At 69.4% G+C, this 17,667-nt stretch carries 1 protein-coding gene (cut by a window edge); it reads right to left on the minus strand.

From position 1 onward, the window contains the following. Window positions 1-17,117, minus strand: the start of a protein-coding gene (locus tag NX1_RS01350) for a non-ribosomal peptide synthetase (protein ID WP_068052307.1). It extends 20,116 nt beyond the left edge of the window; only the first 17,117 of its 37,233 coding nucleotides appear in the window; its start codon is at window positions 17,115-17,117; the stop codon falls past the left edge of the window. Window positions 17,118-17,667: the final 550 nt, after the last annotated feature.

Below are 17,667 nucleotides of genomic sequence, written 5' to 3' on the forward strand. Positions count from 1 at the left end.
TCGATGCCGGTGCGCAGCACCAGGGTGTTGACGAACATGCCGACGAGGTCGTCGAGCGCCTGCTCGCCGCGCCCCGCGATCGGCGTGCCGACCGCGATGTCGTCGCCGCCGGAGAGCCTGGCCAGCAGCACCGCGAGCGCGCTGTGCATGACCATGAACAGCGAAGCGCCGCTGCCGCGGGCGATCTCGTCGAGCGCGGCGATCAGCTCGCCGGGCAGCTGGTGGTGCAGCGTCGCACCGCGGTGCGAGGCGACCGCGGGACGCGGGCGGTCGGTCGGCAGCGCCAGTTCGTCCGGCACGCCGTCCAGTGCGCGCTGCCAGTAGGCCACCTGACGGGCGAGCAGCGAGTCCGCGTCGTCTTCGGAACCGAGGACCTCGCGCTGCCAGACCGCGAAATCGGCGTACTGCACCGCGAGCGGCGACCAGCCGGGCGCGCTGTCCTGGGTGCGCGCCGTGTAGGCCAGCATGACGTCGCGGGTCAGCGGACCCATGGAGAAGCCGTCGGCGGCGATGTGGTGCACGACCACGACGAGCACGTGCTCGTCCCGGCCCGCGGCGTACAGCCGGGTGCGCAGCGGAACCTGTTCGGCCACATCGAATCCCGCGGTGACGAACCCGGTCACCGCGGCGATCAGCTCGGCGGGCGGCACCGCGACCGGGTGCAGATCGAGCGCGATCTCCTCGGCGGGGACGATCACCTGCACCGGCGTGCCGCCGTGCTCGGGGTAGCGGGTGCGCAGCGATTCGTGCCTGCGCACCACGTCGGCCACCGCCAGCCGCAGCGCCTCGATGTCGAGCGCGCCGGACATCCGGATCGCGATCGGCAGGTTGTAGGCGGCCGAGGAGGTGTCGTACTTGTTGAGGAACCACATGCGCTGCTGCGCGTAGGACAGCGGCACCAGTTCGTCGGCGGCGCGCTTGCGCGCGACCAGCGGTGCGCGACCGTCGCCGCCGGTGTGCGATTCCACCCGGGCGGCGAGGGCTTCCACCGTGGACGCCTCGAACAGCGTGCGCACCGGCACCGAGGTACCGAGCGCCGCGCCGATCCTGGACACCACCCTGGTGGCGATGAGCGAGTTGCCGCCGAGATCGAAGAAGTCGTCGTCGACGCCGACCCTCGGCAGGTCGAGCACCTCGGCGAACACCGCGGCCACCGTCTCCTGCACCGGCGTCACCGGGGCGCGGAACGCCCTGGCCTGGGCGGCGGGCGCGGGCAGCGCGCGACGGTCCAGCTTGCCGTTGACGGTCAGCGGGATCCATTCCAGGCGCACCAGCGCGGAAGGCACCATGTAGGACGGCAACCGCTCGGCCGCACCGGAACGCACCACGTCGAGGTCGGGAACCACATCGGGTTCGGCGACGACGTAGGCCACGATCCGCTGATCGCCCGGCTGGTCCTCGCGCACGATGACCGCGGCCTGCGCGATACCCGGCTGGGCCAGCACCGCGGCCTCGATCTCGCCCAGCTCGATACGGAAACCGCGCACCTTGACCTGATCGTCGGCGCGACCCAGGTACTCCAGCTCACCGAAACGGTTCCAGCGCGCCAGGTCGCCGGAGCGGTACAGGCGCGAACCCGAATCATTCGGGTTCGCCAGCGGGTTGGCCACGAAACGCGCGGCGGTCAGGTCGGGGCGGCCGAGGTAGCCGCGCGCCAACTGCGGTCCGGCGACATACATTTCGCCGGCGACACCGACCGCCACGGGGCGCAGCCGGTTGTCGAGCACGTACACCTTCAGTCCCGCGATCGCGCGGCCGACGATGCTGCCGGAAGCGGCTTCGATGGTCGCCGCGTCCAGCGCACGGAAGGACACGTGCACCGTGGTCTCGGTGATGCCGTACATGTTGACCAGCACCGGCGAACCAGCCGCGGAGCTTGCGGAGCGGCCATCCAACGGAGCGCCGTGGCGGGCAACCCAATCCGACAAACGACGCAGCTCGAGCGCCTCACCGCCGAACACCACGTAACGCAGCGACAGCGGCGCGGCGTCCGCGGCGGCATTGCGGTCGGCTTCGGCCAATTGGTAGAACGCCGACGGGGTCTGGTTCAGCACCGTCACGCGCTCGTCGCGCAGCAGTTCCAGGAACTGCTCCGGGGAACGCGAGGTGAAGTAATCCACCACCACGACCGTGCCGCCGAACAGCAGAGGACCCCACAACTCCCACACCGAGAAGTCGAACGCGTACGAGTGGAACAACGTCCACACATCATCCGGACCGAAACCGAAATCACGATCCGTATTCGCGAACAACCGCACCACATTCCGATGCGCGACCGCCACACCCTTCGGACGACCCGTCGAACCCGACGTGTAGATCACGTAGGCGACATGGTCCGGGGTCAGCGCGGCACGGCGATCGGCGTCGGTGACGGGCGCGTCGTCGGCGTCGACCACATTGCCGGTCTCCACCGCGAATCCGTCGAGCACCACAGAGGGCAGACCCGCCGGGATCTCGACCTCGACCGTGGAGTCGAGCACCACGCTTGTCGGACGCGAGTCCGACAGCACGTACGCGATCCGGTCCGCCGGATAGGTCGGATCGACCGGCACATAACCCGCACCGGTCTTCACCACCGCCAGCAGCGCGACCACCAGATCCAGCGAGCGCGGCAGGATCACCGCGACCAGCGACTCCGGCCCCGCGCCATCGGCGATCAGCCTGCGCGCCAGCACATTCGCGCGCCGATCGAGCTCCGAGTAGCTCAGGGAGTCTCCACCGAAACGCGCCGCGATCCGATGCGGATGCGCGGTGACCATCTGATCGAACAACTCGACCAGCGTCACCCCGGTCTCAGCGAACCGGCCGACACCGGCGTCCGCGCCCGCCGATGCCCAGCGCTGTGAAACATCGAGCCGCTCGGCCTCACCCAGCAGATCGATATCACCGACGACCACGGCCGGGTCCTCGGCCACGGCGCGCAGAATCCGCACCAACCGATCGGCGAACGAGGACACCGTCTCAGCGTCGAACAGCTCGCTGGCGTAATTCCAGGACAGCGCGAGCCCACCGTCGCGGGACTCGCCAACGGTCAGCTGCACATCGAACTTCGCGGTCCCCGCGTCGAATTCGACGACATCGAGGTTCAAGCCGGGCAACGCGACGGTGCCCATGTCGGCGGCCGAGGCGGCCTCGAAGGTCAGACCCACCTGGAACAGCGGATGATGCGCCTGCGAACGCGCCGGGCTCAGCACATCCACCAGCCGCTCGAACGGCACGTCGGCGTTCGCGAACGCCGCCAGGTCCGTGCGACGCACCTGCTCGAGCAGATCGCTGAACTTGCCGCCGAGATCGATCTCGTTGCGCAACACCAGCGTGTTGACGAACATGCCGACCAGATCGTCCAGCGCGCGCTCACCGCGGCCCGCGATCGGCGTGCCGATCGCGATATCGGTGCCGTTGGACAGCCGCGCCGCCCACGTCGCCAACGCCGCGTGCACGACCATGAACAACGTCACGCCGTGCGCGCGCGCCACCTCCTCGAGCGCGCGATGCAGCTCTGCGTCCACGTAGAACGCGTGCAACCCACCGGCATTCGAGGCAACCTCGGGACGCGGCCGGTCGGCGGGCAACTCGATCTGATCGGGCAGATCCCGCAGCTGCTCGGTCCAGTAGGCGATCTGCTTTGCCGCCACCGACTCCGGGTCGTCTTCGGAACCGAGCACCGCGCGCTGCCACAGCGTGTAATCGGCGTACTGCACCTCGAGCGGCGCCCAGCCGGGCGCTTCCCCGCCCGCGCGCTCGGTGTAGGCCACCACCACGTCGCGCAGCAGCGGACGCAGCGAGAAGCCGTCGGCGCTGATGTGGTGCATGACGAGCACCACGACGTGGCTGCGTTCGTCGACCGTGAGCAGGTCCGCGCGGAACGGGATCTCGCTAGTCACGTCGAAGTGCACGCTCGCCAGTTCGACTATGCGCGAAGGCAGTTCGGTGCTCGGCACCCACTCGGTCGCCAGGTCGAAACGCACCTCGTCGGCGGGCAGGACGCGCTGGTAGCCCTCGCCCTCCACCTCCGGGTAGACGGTGCGCAGCGCCTCATGGCGCGCGATCACGTCGCGGATCGCGGCCTGCAGCGCGACGGCGTCGAGCCTGCCGGTCAACCGGATGGCGACCGGGATGTTGTTCACCGCGGTGCGGTTGTCGAAGCGGTTGAGGAACCACATCCGCTGCTGCGCCAGCGAGAGCGGCACCAGCTCGGGCCGCGGCTGCGCGACCAGCGGCGCCTTGGCGCCCGAGCCCGTCGCCGACTCCACCTTGGCGGCCAGCGCGGCGACCGTGGACGCCTCGAACAGGGTGCGCAGCGGGATCTGGGTGTCCAGCGCCTCGCCGAGCCTCGCCGCGACCTGGGTCGCGACCAGCGAGTTGCCGCCGAGGCCGAAGAAGTCGTCGTCCAAGCCGACCCGCTCGATGCCGAGCACGTCGGCGAACGCGCTGGCCACGATCTGCTGCACCGGGGTGACCGGCGCCTGGAAGACCTTCGCCTCGAACGTCGGCTCCGGCAGCGCCTTGCGGTCCAGCTTGCCCGAGGTGTTCAGCGGGAACGCGTCGAGCACCACGAAGGCCGCCGGCACCATGTAGGCGGGCAGCTGCGTGGCGAGCGCGGACTTCACCCGCTCGATATCGATGGCGGTGCCGGGCTGCGCGATGAGGTAGGCCACCAACTGGTCGCCGGTGCGCTCGTCGGTGCGCACCACGACCACCGACTGGGAGACCTCGCCCAGCGCGGTCAGCGCGCCCTCGATCTCGCCCAGCTCGATGCGCAGACCGCGCAGCTTCACCTGGAAGTCCGTGCGGCCCAAGTACTCCAGCTCACCGGCGGGCGTCCAGGCCACCAGGTCGCCGGTGCGGTACATGCGCACGCCGTGGCCGAACGGGTCGGCGACGAAGCGCTCGGTGGTCAGATCGGGACGGGTGACGTAGCCGTAGGCCAGCTGCGCGCCCGCCAGATACAGCTCGCCGGGCACGCCGACCGGCACCGGCCGCAGGCGCGAATCCAGCACGTACACCTGGGTGTTGAACACCGGGGCGCCGATCGGCACGGTGACGGTGTCGGCGGCGGTGACCTCGTGGAAGGTCACCTCGACGCCCGCCTCGGTCGGGCCGTACAGGTTGTGCAGGCGCGCGCCGGTCAGCTCGCGCAGGCGCTGCGCGGTGACCGCGGGCAGGCCCTCGCCGGAGGCGAAGACGTTGCGCAGACCGGTGCATTCGGCCGCGCGCGGCTCCACGACGAACAGCGACATCATCGACGGCACGAAGTGCGCCGTGGTGATCTGCTCGTCGATGATGAGCTGCGCGAGGTAGGCCGGGTCGCGGTGACCGTCCGGCTTGGCGATCACCAGGCGCGCACCGACCTGCAAGGGCCAGAAGAACTCCCACACCGACACGTCGAACGTCGCCGGGGTCTTCTGCAGGACCACGTCGTCGGCGGCGAGGCCGTACTGGGCGTGGCCCCACACCAGGCGGTTGACGATCGCGGCGTGCGAGACCGCGACGCCCTTGGGACGACCGGTGGAACCCGACGTGAAGATCACGTACGCGGTGTTGCCGGTGCGCAGCGGCCGGTGCCGGTCGGCGTCGGTGAGCGGCTCGTCGGAGTAGGCCGACAGATCCAGCTCGTCGATGCGCACCTGGCGCGCCAGCGCGACGCCGAGATCCGCGCCGGAGGTCAGCACGCAGACGGGGCCCGCGGTCTCGAGGATGTGCTCGATGCGCTCGACCGGGTTGTCCGGGTCGAGCGGCACGTACGCGCCACCGGCGGCGGAGACCGCGTACATGCCGACCAGCAGGTCGAGCGAGCGGCGCATGCCGAGGGCCACATACGATTCCGGGCCGACGCCGTTCTGCTTGAGCCAGCGGGCGAGGCGGTGCACCCGGCTCGCGAACTCGGCGTAGGACAGACTCGTCCCCTCGAAGGTGAGCGCGATCGCGTCGGGAGTGCGCGCGACCTGCGCCTCGAACAGCGCGACCAGCGTGGCCGCGTCGTCGCCAACGGGCGAGGCGAGCGCCGCGTCCACCGCGAATTCGGTGTCGTTCCACTGCTTCAGCACCAGCGCGCGCTCGGCGGCGTCGAGCAGCTCGATGTCACCGATCGCGGTCGACGGCGCGGCGGCGATCCCGCGCAGCACGCGCAGGAACCGGGCGCCGAAAGCGCCGGCGAAGGCGACGTCGAAAAGGTCGGTGGCGTAGACGAGTTCGGCGTCCATCTCGGACGCGCCACCCGGCACCTCGCTCAGCGTGAGCTGCATGTCGAACTTGGCCGTCGGCTGATCGATGCCGAGTTCGGACACCGTGAGGCCCGGCAGCTCCAGCGACGTGCGGCCCATGTTCTGGAACGAGAGCATCACCTGGAACAGCGGGTGCCGCGCCTGCGAGCGAGCCGGGTTGAGCACCTCGACCAGCCGCTCGAACGGCACGTCCGCGTGCGCGAACGCCTGCAGGTCGCGTTCCCTGACCTGAGCGAGCAGATCGGTGAACGAAGCGGCGGTGTCGATCTGGGTGCGCAGCACCAGGGTGTTGACGAACATGCCGACGAGGTCGTCGAGCGCCTGCTCGCCGCGGCCCGCCACCGGGATGCCGATGGCGATGTCGTCGGCGCCGGACAGGCGCGAGAGCAGCGTCGCGAAGGCGCTGTGCACCACCATGAACAGCGTGGTGCCGTTCGCGTGCGCGACCCGGTTCAGCTCGTCGATCAGCTCGCCCGGCACACGGAAGCGGTGCGTGCCCGCCTCGTAGGAGGCCACGGTCGGGCGCGGCTTACCGGGCAGGCGCAGCTCGTCGGGCAGATCGGCCAGCGCCTCGCGCCAGTAGTCGAGCTGCTCGGAGATGAGCGAGGTGGGATCGTCCTCGTCGCCGAGGGTTTCACGCTGCCAGAGCGCGAAATCGACGTACTGGACGGCCAGCGGCGGCCAGCCGGGCTCGGAATTCGAGGTGCGCGCCACGTAGGCGGTCATCAGGTCGCGCACCAGCGGCCGCATCGAGAAGCCGTCGGCGGCGATGTGGTGCACCACGACCGCGAGCACGTAGTCGCGCTCGCCCACTTCGTAGATGCGAAGGCGCACCGGCGGTTCGGCGGTGACGTCGAAACCGCGGTTCACGAATTCGTAGAGCGCGCCATACATCTCGGTCTCGGCGAGCTCGACGAGGTCCAGCTCCGGGATGGCATGGATGGACGGGAGCACCCGCTGGTAGGGGACGCCCTCCTGCGACGGGTACACGGTGCGCAGCGACTCGTGCCGCGCGATCACGTCGCCGAGCGCACCGCGCAGCGCGCTCAGATCCAGCAGGCCGCGCAGCCGGACGGCGGCCGGGATGTTGTAGGTGCCCGCCGCCGCGCCCGGCTCGGTGCCGAGGTCGAAGCGGTTGAGGAACCACATGCGCTGCTGGGCGAGCGACAGCGGCGGATACTCCGGGCGGGTGCGGGCGCTGAGCGCTTGGCGCACGCCGGTGCCGGCGTGCGATTCGACCCGGGCGGCCAGCGCGCCGACGGTGGGCGCTTCGAAGAGCGTGCGCACGCCGACCTCGGCGTCCAGCGCCTTGCTCAGTCGCGCCGCGACCTGGGTGGCGACCAGCGAGTTGCCGCCGAGCTCGAAGAAATCGTCGTCGACGCCGACTCGGGCGACGCCGAGCAGATCGGCGAAGATGTCCGCGACGATCTCCTCGATCGGCGTGGACGGCGCGCGGAAAGTCTTGGCCTCGAAAACCGGTGCGGGCAGCGCCTTGCGATCCAGCTTGCCGGAGGCGTTGACCGGGAACGCGTCCACCACGACCAGCGCCGCAGGCACCATGTACCCGGGCAGGGACGCGGCGAGACCCGCCTTCACCATCGTCGCGTCGATGACGGAATCCGCCTCGGCGACAACGTAACCCACCAGCTGATCACCGGCGTGCTGGTCCGAACGCACCACGACCACCGACTGCGCGACACCCGGCTGCGCCAGCAACGCCGCCTCGATCTCACCCAGCTCGATACGCAGACCACGCAACTTCACCTGGAAGTCCGTGCGGCCCAGATACTCCAGCTCACCCTGCTCGGTCCAGGCGACCAAGTCACCCGTGCGATACATCCGCGAACCAGACGGGCCGTAGGGGTTGGCCACGAAACGGTCGGACGTCAGGTCGCTGCGACCCAAGTACCCCAACGCGAGCTGATCACCCGCCAGATACAACTCACCCGCGATACCGGGAGCGACCGGGTGCAACCGCGAATCCAACACATAGAGCTGGGTATTCCACACCGGACGACCGATCGGCACCGACACCTCATCGGCATCGACGACCTCGTGATAGGTCACGTCGACCGCCGCCTCGGTCGGGCCGTACAGATTGTGCAGACGCGCACCGGTCAGCTCACGCAACCGCTGCGCGGTCGGCGCGGGCAACGCCTCACCCGAGGCGAAAACCTGACGCAGACGCGAGTCGGGCAGTGCCGCGGTGTCGCCGTTCTCCTCGCCCGGTGCCGAGTTGCCCAGCGTCGAGACGAACACCGAGAGCATCGACGGCACGAAGTGCGCCGTGGTGATGCCTTTTTCGGCGATGATCCGCGCGAGATAGACCGGGTCGCGATGGCCGTCCGGCTTCGCGACGACCAGCCTCGCGCCGGTCTGCAAGGGCCAGAAGAACTCCCACACCGACACGTCGAACGTGGCGGGGGTCTTCTGCAATACGGCGTCGTCGGCGCCGAGCGGGTACTCGTGCTGCATCCACAGCAGGCGGTTCACGATCGCGGCATGGCTGACCGCGACGCCCTTCGGCCGACCGGTCGAGCCGGAGGTGAAGATGACGTAGGCGGTGTTCCCCGGCCGCAGCGGGCGGACCCGCTCGGCGTCGGTGATCGGCGCGCCGGAGCTCTGCGCGGAAGCGGGCAGATCCTCGACGTACCGGGAGGCCACCGCGTCGTCGGTGACGAACCCGTCGCGGCGAGTGGTCAGCACCAGGCTTGGCCGCGCGGTGTCGAGGATGTGGCCGATGCGGTCGGCGGGCTGATCAGGATCGAGCGGCACGTAGGCGGCGCCGGTCTGGAGCACCGCGTACATCGCGACGACCAGCTCGGTCGAACGCCGCATGGCGAGCGCCACCAGCGATTCCGGGCCGACGCCCGAGGCGATCAGTTCCCTGGCGATGCGGTTGGCGCGCTCTTGGAGCTCACGGTAGGTGAGCTGTTCGTCCTCGTAGACCAGCGCCGTGGCGTCCGGGCCGGCCGCCGCCTGCTTGTCGAACAGCGAGACCAGCGTCTCCGCGGGCACCGCGTTGGCGGTGTCGTTCCAGTCGACCAGGACCTGCGCGTGCTCCTCGGTCGCGAGCAGGTCGATGTCGCCGATCGGCACGTCCGGGTCGGCGATGACGGCCGCGAGGATGCGGTCCAGGCGGCGCGCGAAACCGGCGACCGTCGACTCGTCGAAAAGGTCGAGGGCGTAGGAGAACTCGGCCGACATGCCCGCGGCCTCGCCCTGCTCGTCCTGGGTCTCCTGCAGGGTCAGCTGCAGGTCGAACTTGGCCAGGCGCGCGTCGTAGTCGACGCCGTGCACCGAGAGGCCGGGCAACTGCAGGGTGGCCTGCTTGGTGTTCTGGAAGGCCAGCATCACCTGGAACAGCGGGTGGCGCGCCTGCGAGCGGGCCGGGTTGAGCACCTCGACGAGCCGCTCGAACGGCACGTCGGAGTGGGCGAACGCCTGCAGGTCGGTGTCCCTGGCGTGGTCGAGCAGCTCGGCGAAGGTGCCCGCGCCGTTCACCTCGGTGCGCAGCACAAGGGTGTTGACGAACATGCCGATCAGGTCGTCGAGCGCGGCCTCACCGCGGCCTGCGACCGGCGTTCCGATGGCGATGTCGGAGGTGCCGCTGGCCCGCGCCAACAGCACGGCCAGAGCGCTGTGCATGACCATGAACAGCGAGGCGTTGTAGCGGCGGCCCAATTCGACCAGGGCGCGCTGGGTTTCGCCGGAGATCACGAACGCGTAGGTGCCGCCCTGGTAGGAGGCGACCGCGGGACGCGGGTGATCGGACGGAAGTACCAGCTCGTCGGGCAGGTCGGCGAGCTCGCGGGTCCAGTAGCTGATCTGGCTGGAGATCAGCGAGCGCGGGTCGTCCTCCGAGCCGAGGATCTCGCGCTGCCAGAGCGCGTAATCGGCGTACTGGACCGGCAATTCGGCCCAGGTCGGCGCTTCCCACGTGGTGCGGGCCGCGTACGCGACGATGACGTCGCGCGAGAGCGGACCCATCGACCAGCCGTCGGCGGAGATGTGGTGCACCACCATGCCGAGCACGTACTCGGTCTCGCTGATCTCGAAAAGCCGTGCGTGCAGCGGTACTTCGCTGGTCACGTCGAAGGCCATGGTGGCCAGATCGATGAGGTGGTCGAGCAGGGTCTCCTCGGTCACCCGGTAGGGCGTGAGGTCGGGCACGATCTGGGCCGCGTCGAGGACCACTTGCACCGGGCCGCCCTCGGTCTCCGGGAAGACGGTGCGCAGCGACTCGTGCCGGTCGATGACGTCGATGACCGCGACCTGGAGTGCGGCGACGTCGAGCTCGCCGGACAGCCGGATGGCGACCGGGATGTTGTTGACCGCCGAGGAGGTGTCGAAGCGGTTGAGGAACCACATGCGCTGCTGAGCCAGCGACAGCGGCACCTCGTCGGGCCGCTCGCGGGCGACCAGCGCCTTGCGCGCGCCGTCGCCTGCCTGCGATTCCACGCGGGCGGCGAGCGCGGCGACGGTGGGCGCCTCGAAGAGCATGCGCACCGGGACGCGGGTGTCGAGGGCGATGCCGACGCGGGAGGCGACCTGGGTGGCGATGAGGGAGTTGCCGCCGAGATCGAAGAAGTCGTCGTCGACGCCGACCCGTGGCAGGTCGAGCACGTCGGCGAAGACCTGGGCGACGATCTCCTCGATCGGCGTCGCGGGAGCGCGGAATTCGCGCACCTCGAACACCGGCGCGGGAAGCGCGCGGCGGTCCAGCTTGCCGTTGACGGTCAGCGGGATCGCGTCCAGGGCCATGAAGGCCGAGGGCACCATGTAGGCGGGCAGCCGGTCGGATGCGGTGCGGCGGACCTCGTCGAGGTCGAGCTCAACGCCGGGTTCGGCCACGACGTAGGCGACGATGCGCTGGCCGCCGGGCTGGTCCTCGCGCACGATGACCGTGGCCTGCGCGATACCGGGCTGTTCGAGGACGGCGGCTTCGATCTCGCCGAGCTCGATACGGAAACCGCGCACCTTGACCTGGTCGTCGGCGCGGCCGAGGTATTCGAGTTCGCCGAAACGGTTCCAGCGCGCCAGGTCGCCGGAACGATACAGGCGCGAGCCCGCGGTGGCGGCGTCGGCGAGCGGGTTGGCCACGAAGCGGGCCGTGGTGAGGTCGGGACGGCCGAGGTAGCCGCGCGCCAACTGCGGTCCGGCGACATACATTTCGCCGACGACGCCGACCGGAACCGGCTGGAGCCGGTTGTCCAGGACGTAGACGCCGAGCCCGGAGATGGCGCGGCCGACGATGCTGCCGGAAGCCGCTTCGATCGTCGCCGCGTCCAGCGCACGGAAGGACACGTGCACCGTGGTCTCGGTGATGCCGTACATGTTGACCAGCACCGGCGAACCAGCCGCGGAGCTTGCGGAGCGGCCATCCAACGGAGCGCCGTGGCGGGCAACCCAATCCGACAAACGACGCAGCTCGAGCGCCTCACCGCCGAACACCACGTAACGCAGCGACAGCGGCGGGCCGTCGGATCCCGCGGTGCGGTCGGCCTCGGCGAGCTGATAGAACGCCGACGGAGTCTGGTTGAGAACGGTCACCCGCTCCTCGCGCAGCAGCTCCAGGAACTGCTCCGGGGAACGCGAGGTGAAGTAATCCACCACCACGACCGTGCCGCCGAACAGCAGAGGACCCCACAACTCCCACACCGAGAAGTCGAACGCGTACGAGTGGAACAACGTCCACACATCATCCGGACCGAAACCGAAATCACGATCCGTATTCGCGAACAACCGCACCACATTCCGATGCGCGACCGCCACACCCTTCGGACGACCCGTCGAACCCGACGTGTAGATCACGTAGGCGACGTTGCCGGGGTTCAGCGGCGCGGAGCGGTCGGCGGCGGTGATCGGGGTATCGGCGAAATCGGTTTCACCGGAGGCGAATTCGTCCAGCACCACGGTCGGCAGTTCGTCCGGAACGGCCACGTCGACCGAGGAGTCGATGACGACGCTGGTCGGACGCGAATCCGACAGCACGTACGCGATCCGGTCCGCCGGATAGGTCGGGTCCACCGGCACGTAACCCGCACCGGTCTTCACCACCGCGAGCAGCGCGACGACCAGCTCGATCGAGCGCGGCAAGATCACCGCGACGAGCGACTCCGGACCCGCGCCATCGGCGATCAGCCTGCGCGCCAACACATTCGCGCGCCGATCCAGCTCGGCGTAGGTCAGCGACTCCGCGCCGAAACGCGCCGCTACCCGATCCGGGTAGGCGGCGACCGCCTGATCGAACAGCGCGACCAAGGTGGCGTCGGGCTCGGCGAAGCGTCCCGTGCCGCCGTCCGCGCCGGAGAACACCCAGTCGCGCGAGACGGCGAGCCGCTCGTCGGCGGCGAGCACGTCGATCTCGCCGACGACGACCGCGGGATCGGCGACGACGCTGCGCAGGATGCGCACGAAGCGTTCGGCGAACGAGGTCACCGTCTCCGCGTCGAACATGTCGGTGGCGAACTGCACCGCCGCGGTCATGCCGCCGGGCTCGCCGTTGCCGCCGCGTTCCTCGGTGATGGTCCACTGCAGGTCGAACTTGGCGATGTCGACCTCGAGCTCGGTGGCGGTCACCGAGAGACCCGGTAGCTCGAGCGCGCCGTGCGCCATCTCCTGGAAGGAGAGCATCACCTGGAACAGCGGGTGCCTGGCCTGCGAGCGGGTCGGGTTGAGCACCTCGACGAGTCGCTCGAAAGGCACGTCGGCGTAGGCGAACGCCGCGAGGTCGGTTTCCCTTGTGCGCGTGAGGAAGTCGGTGAACTGCTGCGCGCTGTCCACGTCGGAGCGCAGCACGAGGGTGTTGACGAACATGCCGATCAGGTCGTCGAGCGCCTGCTCGCCACGGCCCGCGATCGGGGTGCCGATCGCGATGTCGCTGGTGCCGGAAAGGCGACCGAGCAGCACCGCGAGCGAGGCGTGCACCACCATGAAGAGGCTGACGCCCTGTGCGCGCGCCAGACTCGTGAGGGCGGTGTGCAATTCGGCGTCGATGTCGAAACGCACCGTGCTGCCGCGGAAGCTCTGCACCGGCGGACGCGGCCGATCCGTTGGCAGGTCGAGCTGGTCGGGCAAGCCGCCGAGCTGGCGTCGCCAGTAGGCGATCTGGCGGGCCGCCATCGAGCCGGGATCGGACTCGGAGCCGAGCAGTTCGCGCTGCCAGATGCTGTAGTCCTGGTACTGCACCGGCAGCGGCGCCCACGCGGGAGCCTCGCCGGCGGCGCGCGCCAGATACGCGCTGGCCACATCGCGCGAGAGCGGACCGAAGGAGAAACCGTCGGCCGCGATGTGATGCACCACGAAAGCGACCGCGTGATCGGGCGTTCCGTTGGTCGACCCGCCCGTCACCTGGTAGATCCGCACCCGGATCGGCAACTCACGCGCCACATCGAAGCCCAGGCTGGCGAACTCGGTGAGCACACCGGCCAGCTCGGACTCGTCGATCGCCTGCACCGAGATCGCCAAATTGATCTCGTCGTCCGGAACGACCTGCTGATAGCCGCCGTCACCGGACTCGGGGAACACCGTGCGCAGCGATTCCTGGCGCGCCATCACATCGTTGAGCGCGGCCTTCAACGCCGCGACGTCGACGCGCCCGCGCAACCGCACCACGAACGGCAGGTTGTAGGTCGGCGCAGCCGGATCGAACTGGTTGATGAACCACATCCGCTGCTGTGCCAGCGACAGCGGCACCCGCGCGGGCAGCTGCTGGGCCACCAGCGGCGGACGCGAACCCTCACCGGGGCCCGCGGTCTCCGCGCGCGCGGCGATACCGGCGACCGTCGGAGTCTCGAAGAGCGCCCGCACACCGATCTGCGTGCCGAACGCCGCACCGATCCGCGACACCACCTGCGTCGCGACCAGCGAGTTGCCGCCCAGATCGAAGAAGTTGTCGTCGATGCCGATCTGCTGCCTGCTCAGCACGTCGGCGAAGATCCCTGCCACGATCTGCTCGGCCTGTGTCCGCGGCGCCCGATACCCGGCGTCCGCGGCGAACACCGGCTCCGGCAACGCCTTACGATCCAGCTTGCCGGAAGTGTTGAGCGGGAACGCGTCCAGCACCATCACCGAGGCGGGCACCATGTAGCTCGGCAGCTGATCGGCCGCGAAGCGCGTCAGCTCCACCGGATCGATCGACAGACCCGGCGCGGGCACCACATACGCCACCAGCTGCTGACCCGTCGCGGTATCGACCACGAGCACCGCCGACTGACTCACCGCGGGATGAGCCAACGTCACCGTCTCGATCTCACCGAGCTCGATCCGCTGACCGCGGAACTTCACCTGGAAGTCGGTACGACCGATGTACTCCAGCGTCCCAGCGGGACTCCACCGCACCAGGTCGCCGGTGCGGTACATGCGCTCACCGTTCGTGCCGAACGGGTTGGCCACGAACCGATCCGAGGTCAGGTCGGGGCGGCCGCGGTAGCCGCGGGCCAGCTGGCGTCCGCCCAGGTACAGCTCACCCGGTGCCCCGATCGCGGCCGGACGCAGCCGCGAATCCAGCACGTAGACCTCGACGTTCCACTCCGGGATGCCGATCGGCACCGTCACCGTGTCGGCGGCGGTGGCCTCCCAGTACGTCACCGAGACCGCGGCCTCGGTGGGGCCATAGAGGTTGTGCAGGCCCGCCGAAGTGATCGCGCGGAAGCCGGCGGCCGTCTCCGGCGGCAGCGCCTCACCGATCACGAACACCGCGCGCAGCGTCGCGCACTGCTCGGCGGTGGCATGCGCGACGAACACCGTCAGCATCGATGGCACGAAGTCGGTGACCGTCACGCCGTGCCGCTCGATCATCTGTGCCACATACAGCGGATCGCGATGCCCGTCGGGTGCGGCGACGACCAGCTTCGCGCCGACCATCAACGGCAGGAAGTAACCCCACAGCGACACGTCGAACGTGGTCGCGGTCTTCTGCAGGTACACATCGTCGGCGGTCAGCCGGTACTCGTCGAGCATCCACAGCTGCTGGTTGACGATCGCGTGATGGGTGACCGCCACACCCTTGGGCCTGCCCGTGGAACCCGAGGTGTAGATGACATAGGCGGTGTTGGCCGGACGCAACGGCGCCAGCCGATCGGCATCGGTCACCGGCGCGTCGGAGAACGCCGACACATCCAGGGTGTCGATCTGCACCCGCCGCACCGACTCCGGCAGCTCCAGCTCGTCGTGCGAAACCGTCAGCACGCACACCGGATCGGCCGACTCCAGGATGTAGGCCGTGCGATCGGCCGGATGATCCGGATCGATCGGCACATACGCGCCACCGGCCTTGAGCACCGCGTGCATGCCGATGACCAGCTCCAGCGACCGCCGCATGCCCAGCGCCACCAGCGACTCCGGGCCGACGCCGTCGGCGATCAACAACCGCGCCAAACGGTTCACCCGCGCGCCGAACTCGGCGTAGGTCAGCGTCCGGCCCTCGAAGTCCAGGGCGATGGCGTCCGGGCTCAGCGGAATCTGCGCGTCCAGCAACGCCGCCAGCGTGGTGTCGGGAACATCCTGCTCGGCGTCGTTCCACTCGACGAGCGTGGTCTCACGCTCCGCGGCCGTGGTCACCGGCAGGTCCCAGACCCGCGCCTCGGCGTCGGCGGCCAGGAACCGCTCGAAGAACTCCAGGAACCGGCCGTGATGGGCGCGCGCCTCGTCGTCGGTGTAGAGGTTCGGGTTGGTCTCGAAGTCGATGTGCGATCGAGTACCCGCCACCGACTGGTAGAAGTTGACGCCCAGGTCCTCGATGCTGCCGGTGGACAGCAGGTTCAGCTGGCCGACCATCGGGCCGAGGTTCATCTCGCTGTGGAACAGCATGATGTTCACCCACGGGCCGAAGAACTCCGTGGTCACCACGCCGTCGCCCGCCGCGTCGCGGCGGATGTCCTCGTGCCGGTAGCGCTGGTGGCGCAGCGCGCCGGACACCTCCACCGTCACCGACTTCAGCAGCTCGGTGACTGTCGTGTCGTGCCCGACCCGCAACCGCAGCGGCACGATGTTGGAGACCACACCGCCGGAGCGGCGCATCGTCGCCGTGGTGCGCGCGGTCACCGGGAGGCTGAGGATCACGTCCTCGACACCGGTCAGCTGCGCGAGGTAGGTCGCGAAACCGGCGATGAGCAGGCCGGCGGGCGAGTTGTCGTGCCGGGCGACAGCCTCCGCGAGCAGCGCGTCCTGCTCGGTCGACAGCGCGGCGCTGGAGACACCGTTGACCGGGGCGGGCGGCGCCGAGCGACCGGCCAGGCTGGAGCCCTCTTCCAGACCGGCGACCCGCTCGGCCCAGTGCTCCTTGTCCGACTGGAAACGGGCGCTGTCGCGGTAGGCGAGCTCCGACTCGAGCAGCGACTTCAGATCGGCGGCCTTGGCCGGGGCGGGCTCGACGCCGTTCACCGCGGCCGTGTAGTGCTCGGCGATCCTGGTGACGAAGGTCATCGCGCCGAAGCCGTCGAGCGCGATGTGGTGCGCGCGCGAGTACCAGAACCAGCGGGAATCCTCGAGCCGCAGGGCGGCGGCACGGATCAGGCGATCGCCGACGATGTCCAGCGGGCGGCTGTACTCGGCGTGCATCCACTCGAGGGCGGCGGCTTCCGGATCGGCGGCCGCGCGCAGGTCGACGTACTCGAGCGTCGAGTCCTGCGTGGTGTCGATCGTCTGGAACGGCTGACCGTCGCGCTCGACGATCTTCAGGTAGCCGGAGCCGAGCTCGAGCGCGGCCTCGCGGCTGGCACGCTCCAGCGCGGCGACGTCGAGGTCACCGCGCAGGTCGACGTACTGCGCGATATTGATCGGCACCTGCGGATCGACGTGCTGGGCATACCAGATGCCCAGCTGTGCGGGCGACAGCGGGAAGTATTCGCCACCAGCTTCGCCGTTCCCGCCGAAATCCAGCCGGTCCAACCGTAACCTCGCTTCCGGAACACCACGCAAGCGCTCCCCGACGACACCCGGACAGGACGCTCACCTTTCACAGCGTGGCGCCTGCGTCCCCGGGTTCAGTTCTCATATCAATCAAGCAAAAAAGTTCACTGGCACTATCTGTCCAGACGGCCGATCTTGTTACATGGGCCCGACCGCGCCCACTACCCACCGACCGGCAAAGCCGGGATGTTTCTCGCTGATCACCGGAACAATCTACCCGCGCCTACCCTGAGCGACCAACCAAGATCCATAGCGTCGGAACATCACGCCTGGCAGGGCCTTCGGGCCGAGTTTGCCGGCCGCGGTGTAGCGGTTGTCACATGGCGACCCAGCTCACGGTTTTCGGACGGGGTTTCGTCCAGGACCCTTCCCGGCGCGAGACCCGATCGGCGGGAGGCTCGTTCCGCGACACGGTCCGGATACGCCGTGGCGCACAGCCCGCTTCGCCTTCTCTACCAGCACCGACGGGGTCCGCGCCGAGTTTTCGCCGTTTTCCGCCGGAACCGGTGCCGTCCGGGGAGCCTCTAGC

The organism is Nocardia xishanensis NBRC 101358, from assembly GCF_001613365.1.
Taxonomy (GTDB): Bacteria; Actinomycetota; Actinomycetes; order Mycobacteriales; family Mycobacteriaceae; genus Nocardia; species Nocardia xishanensis.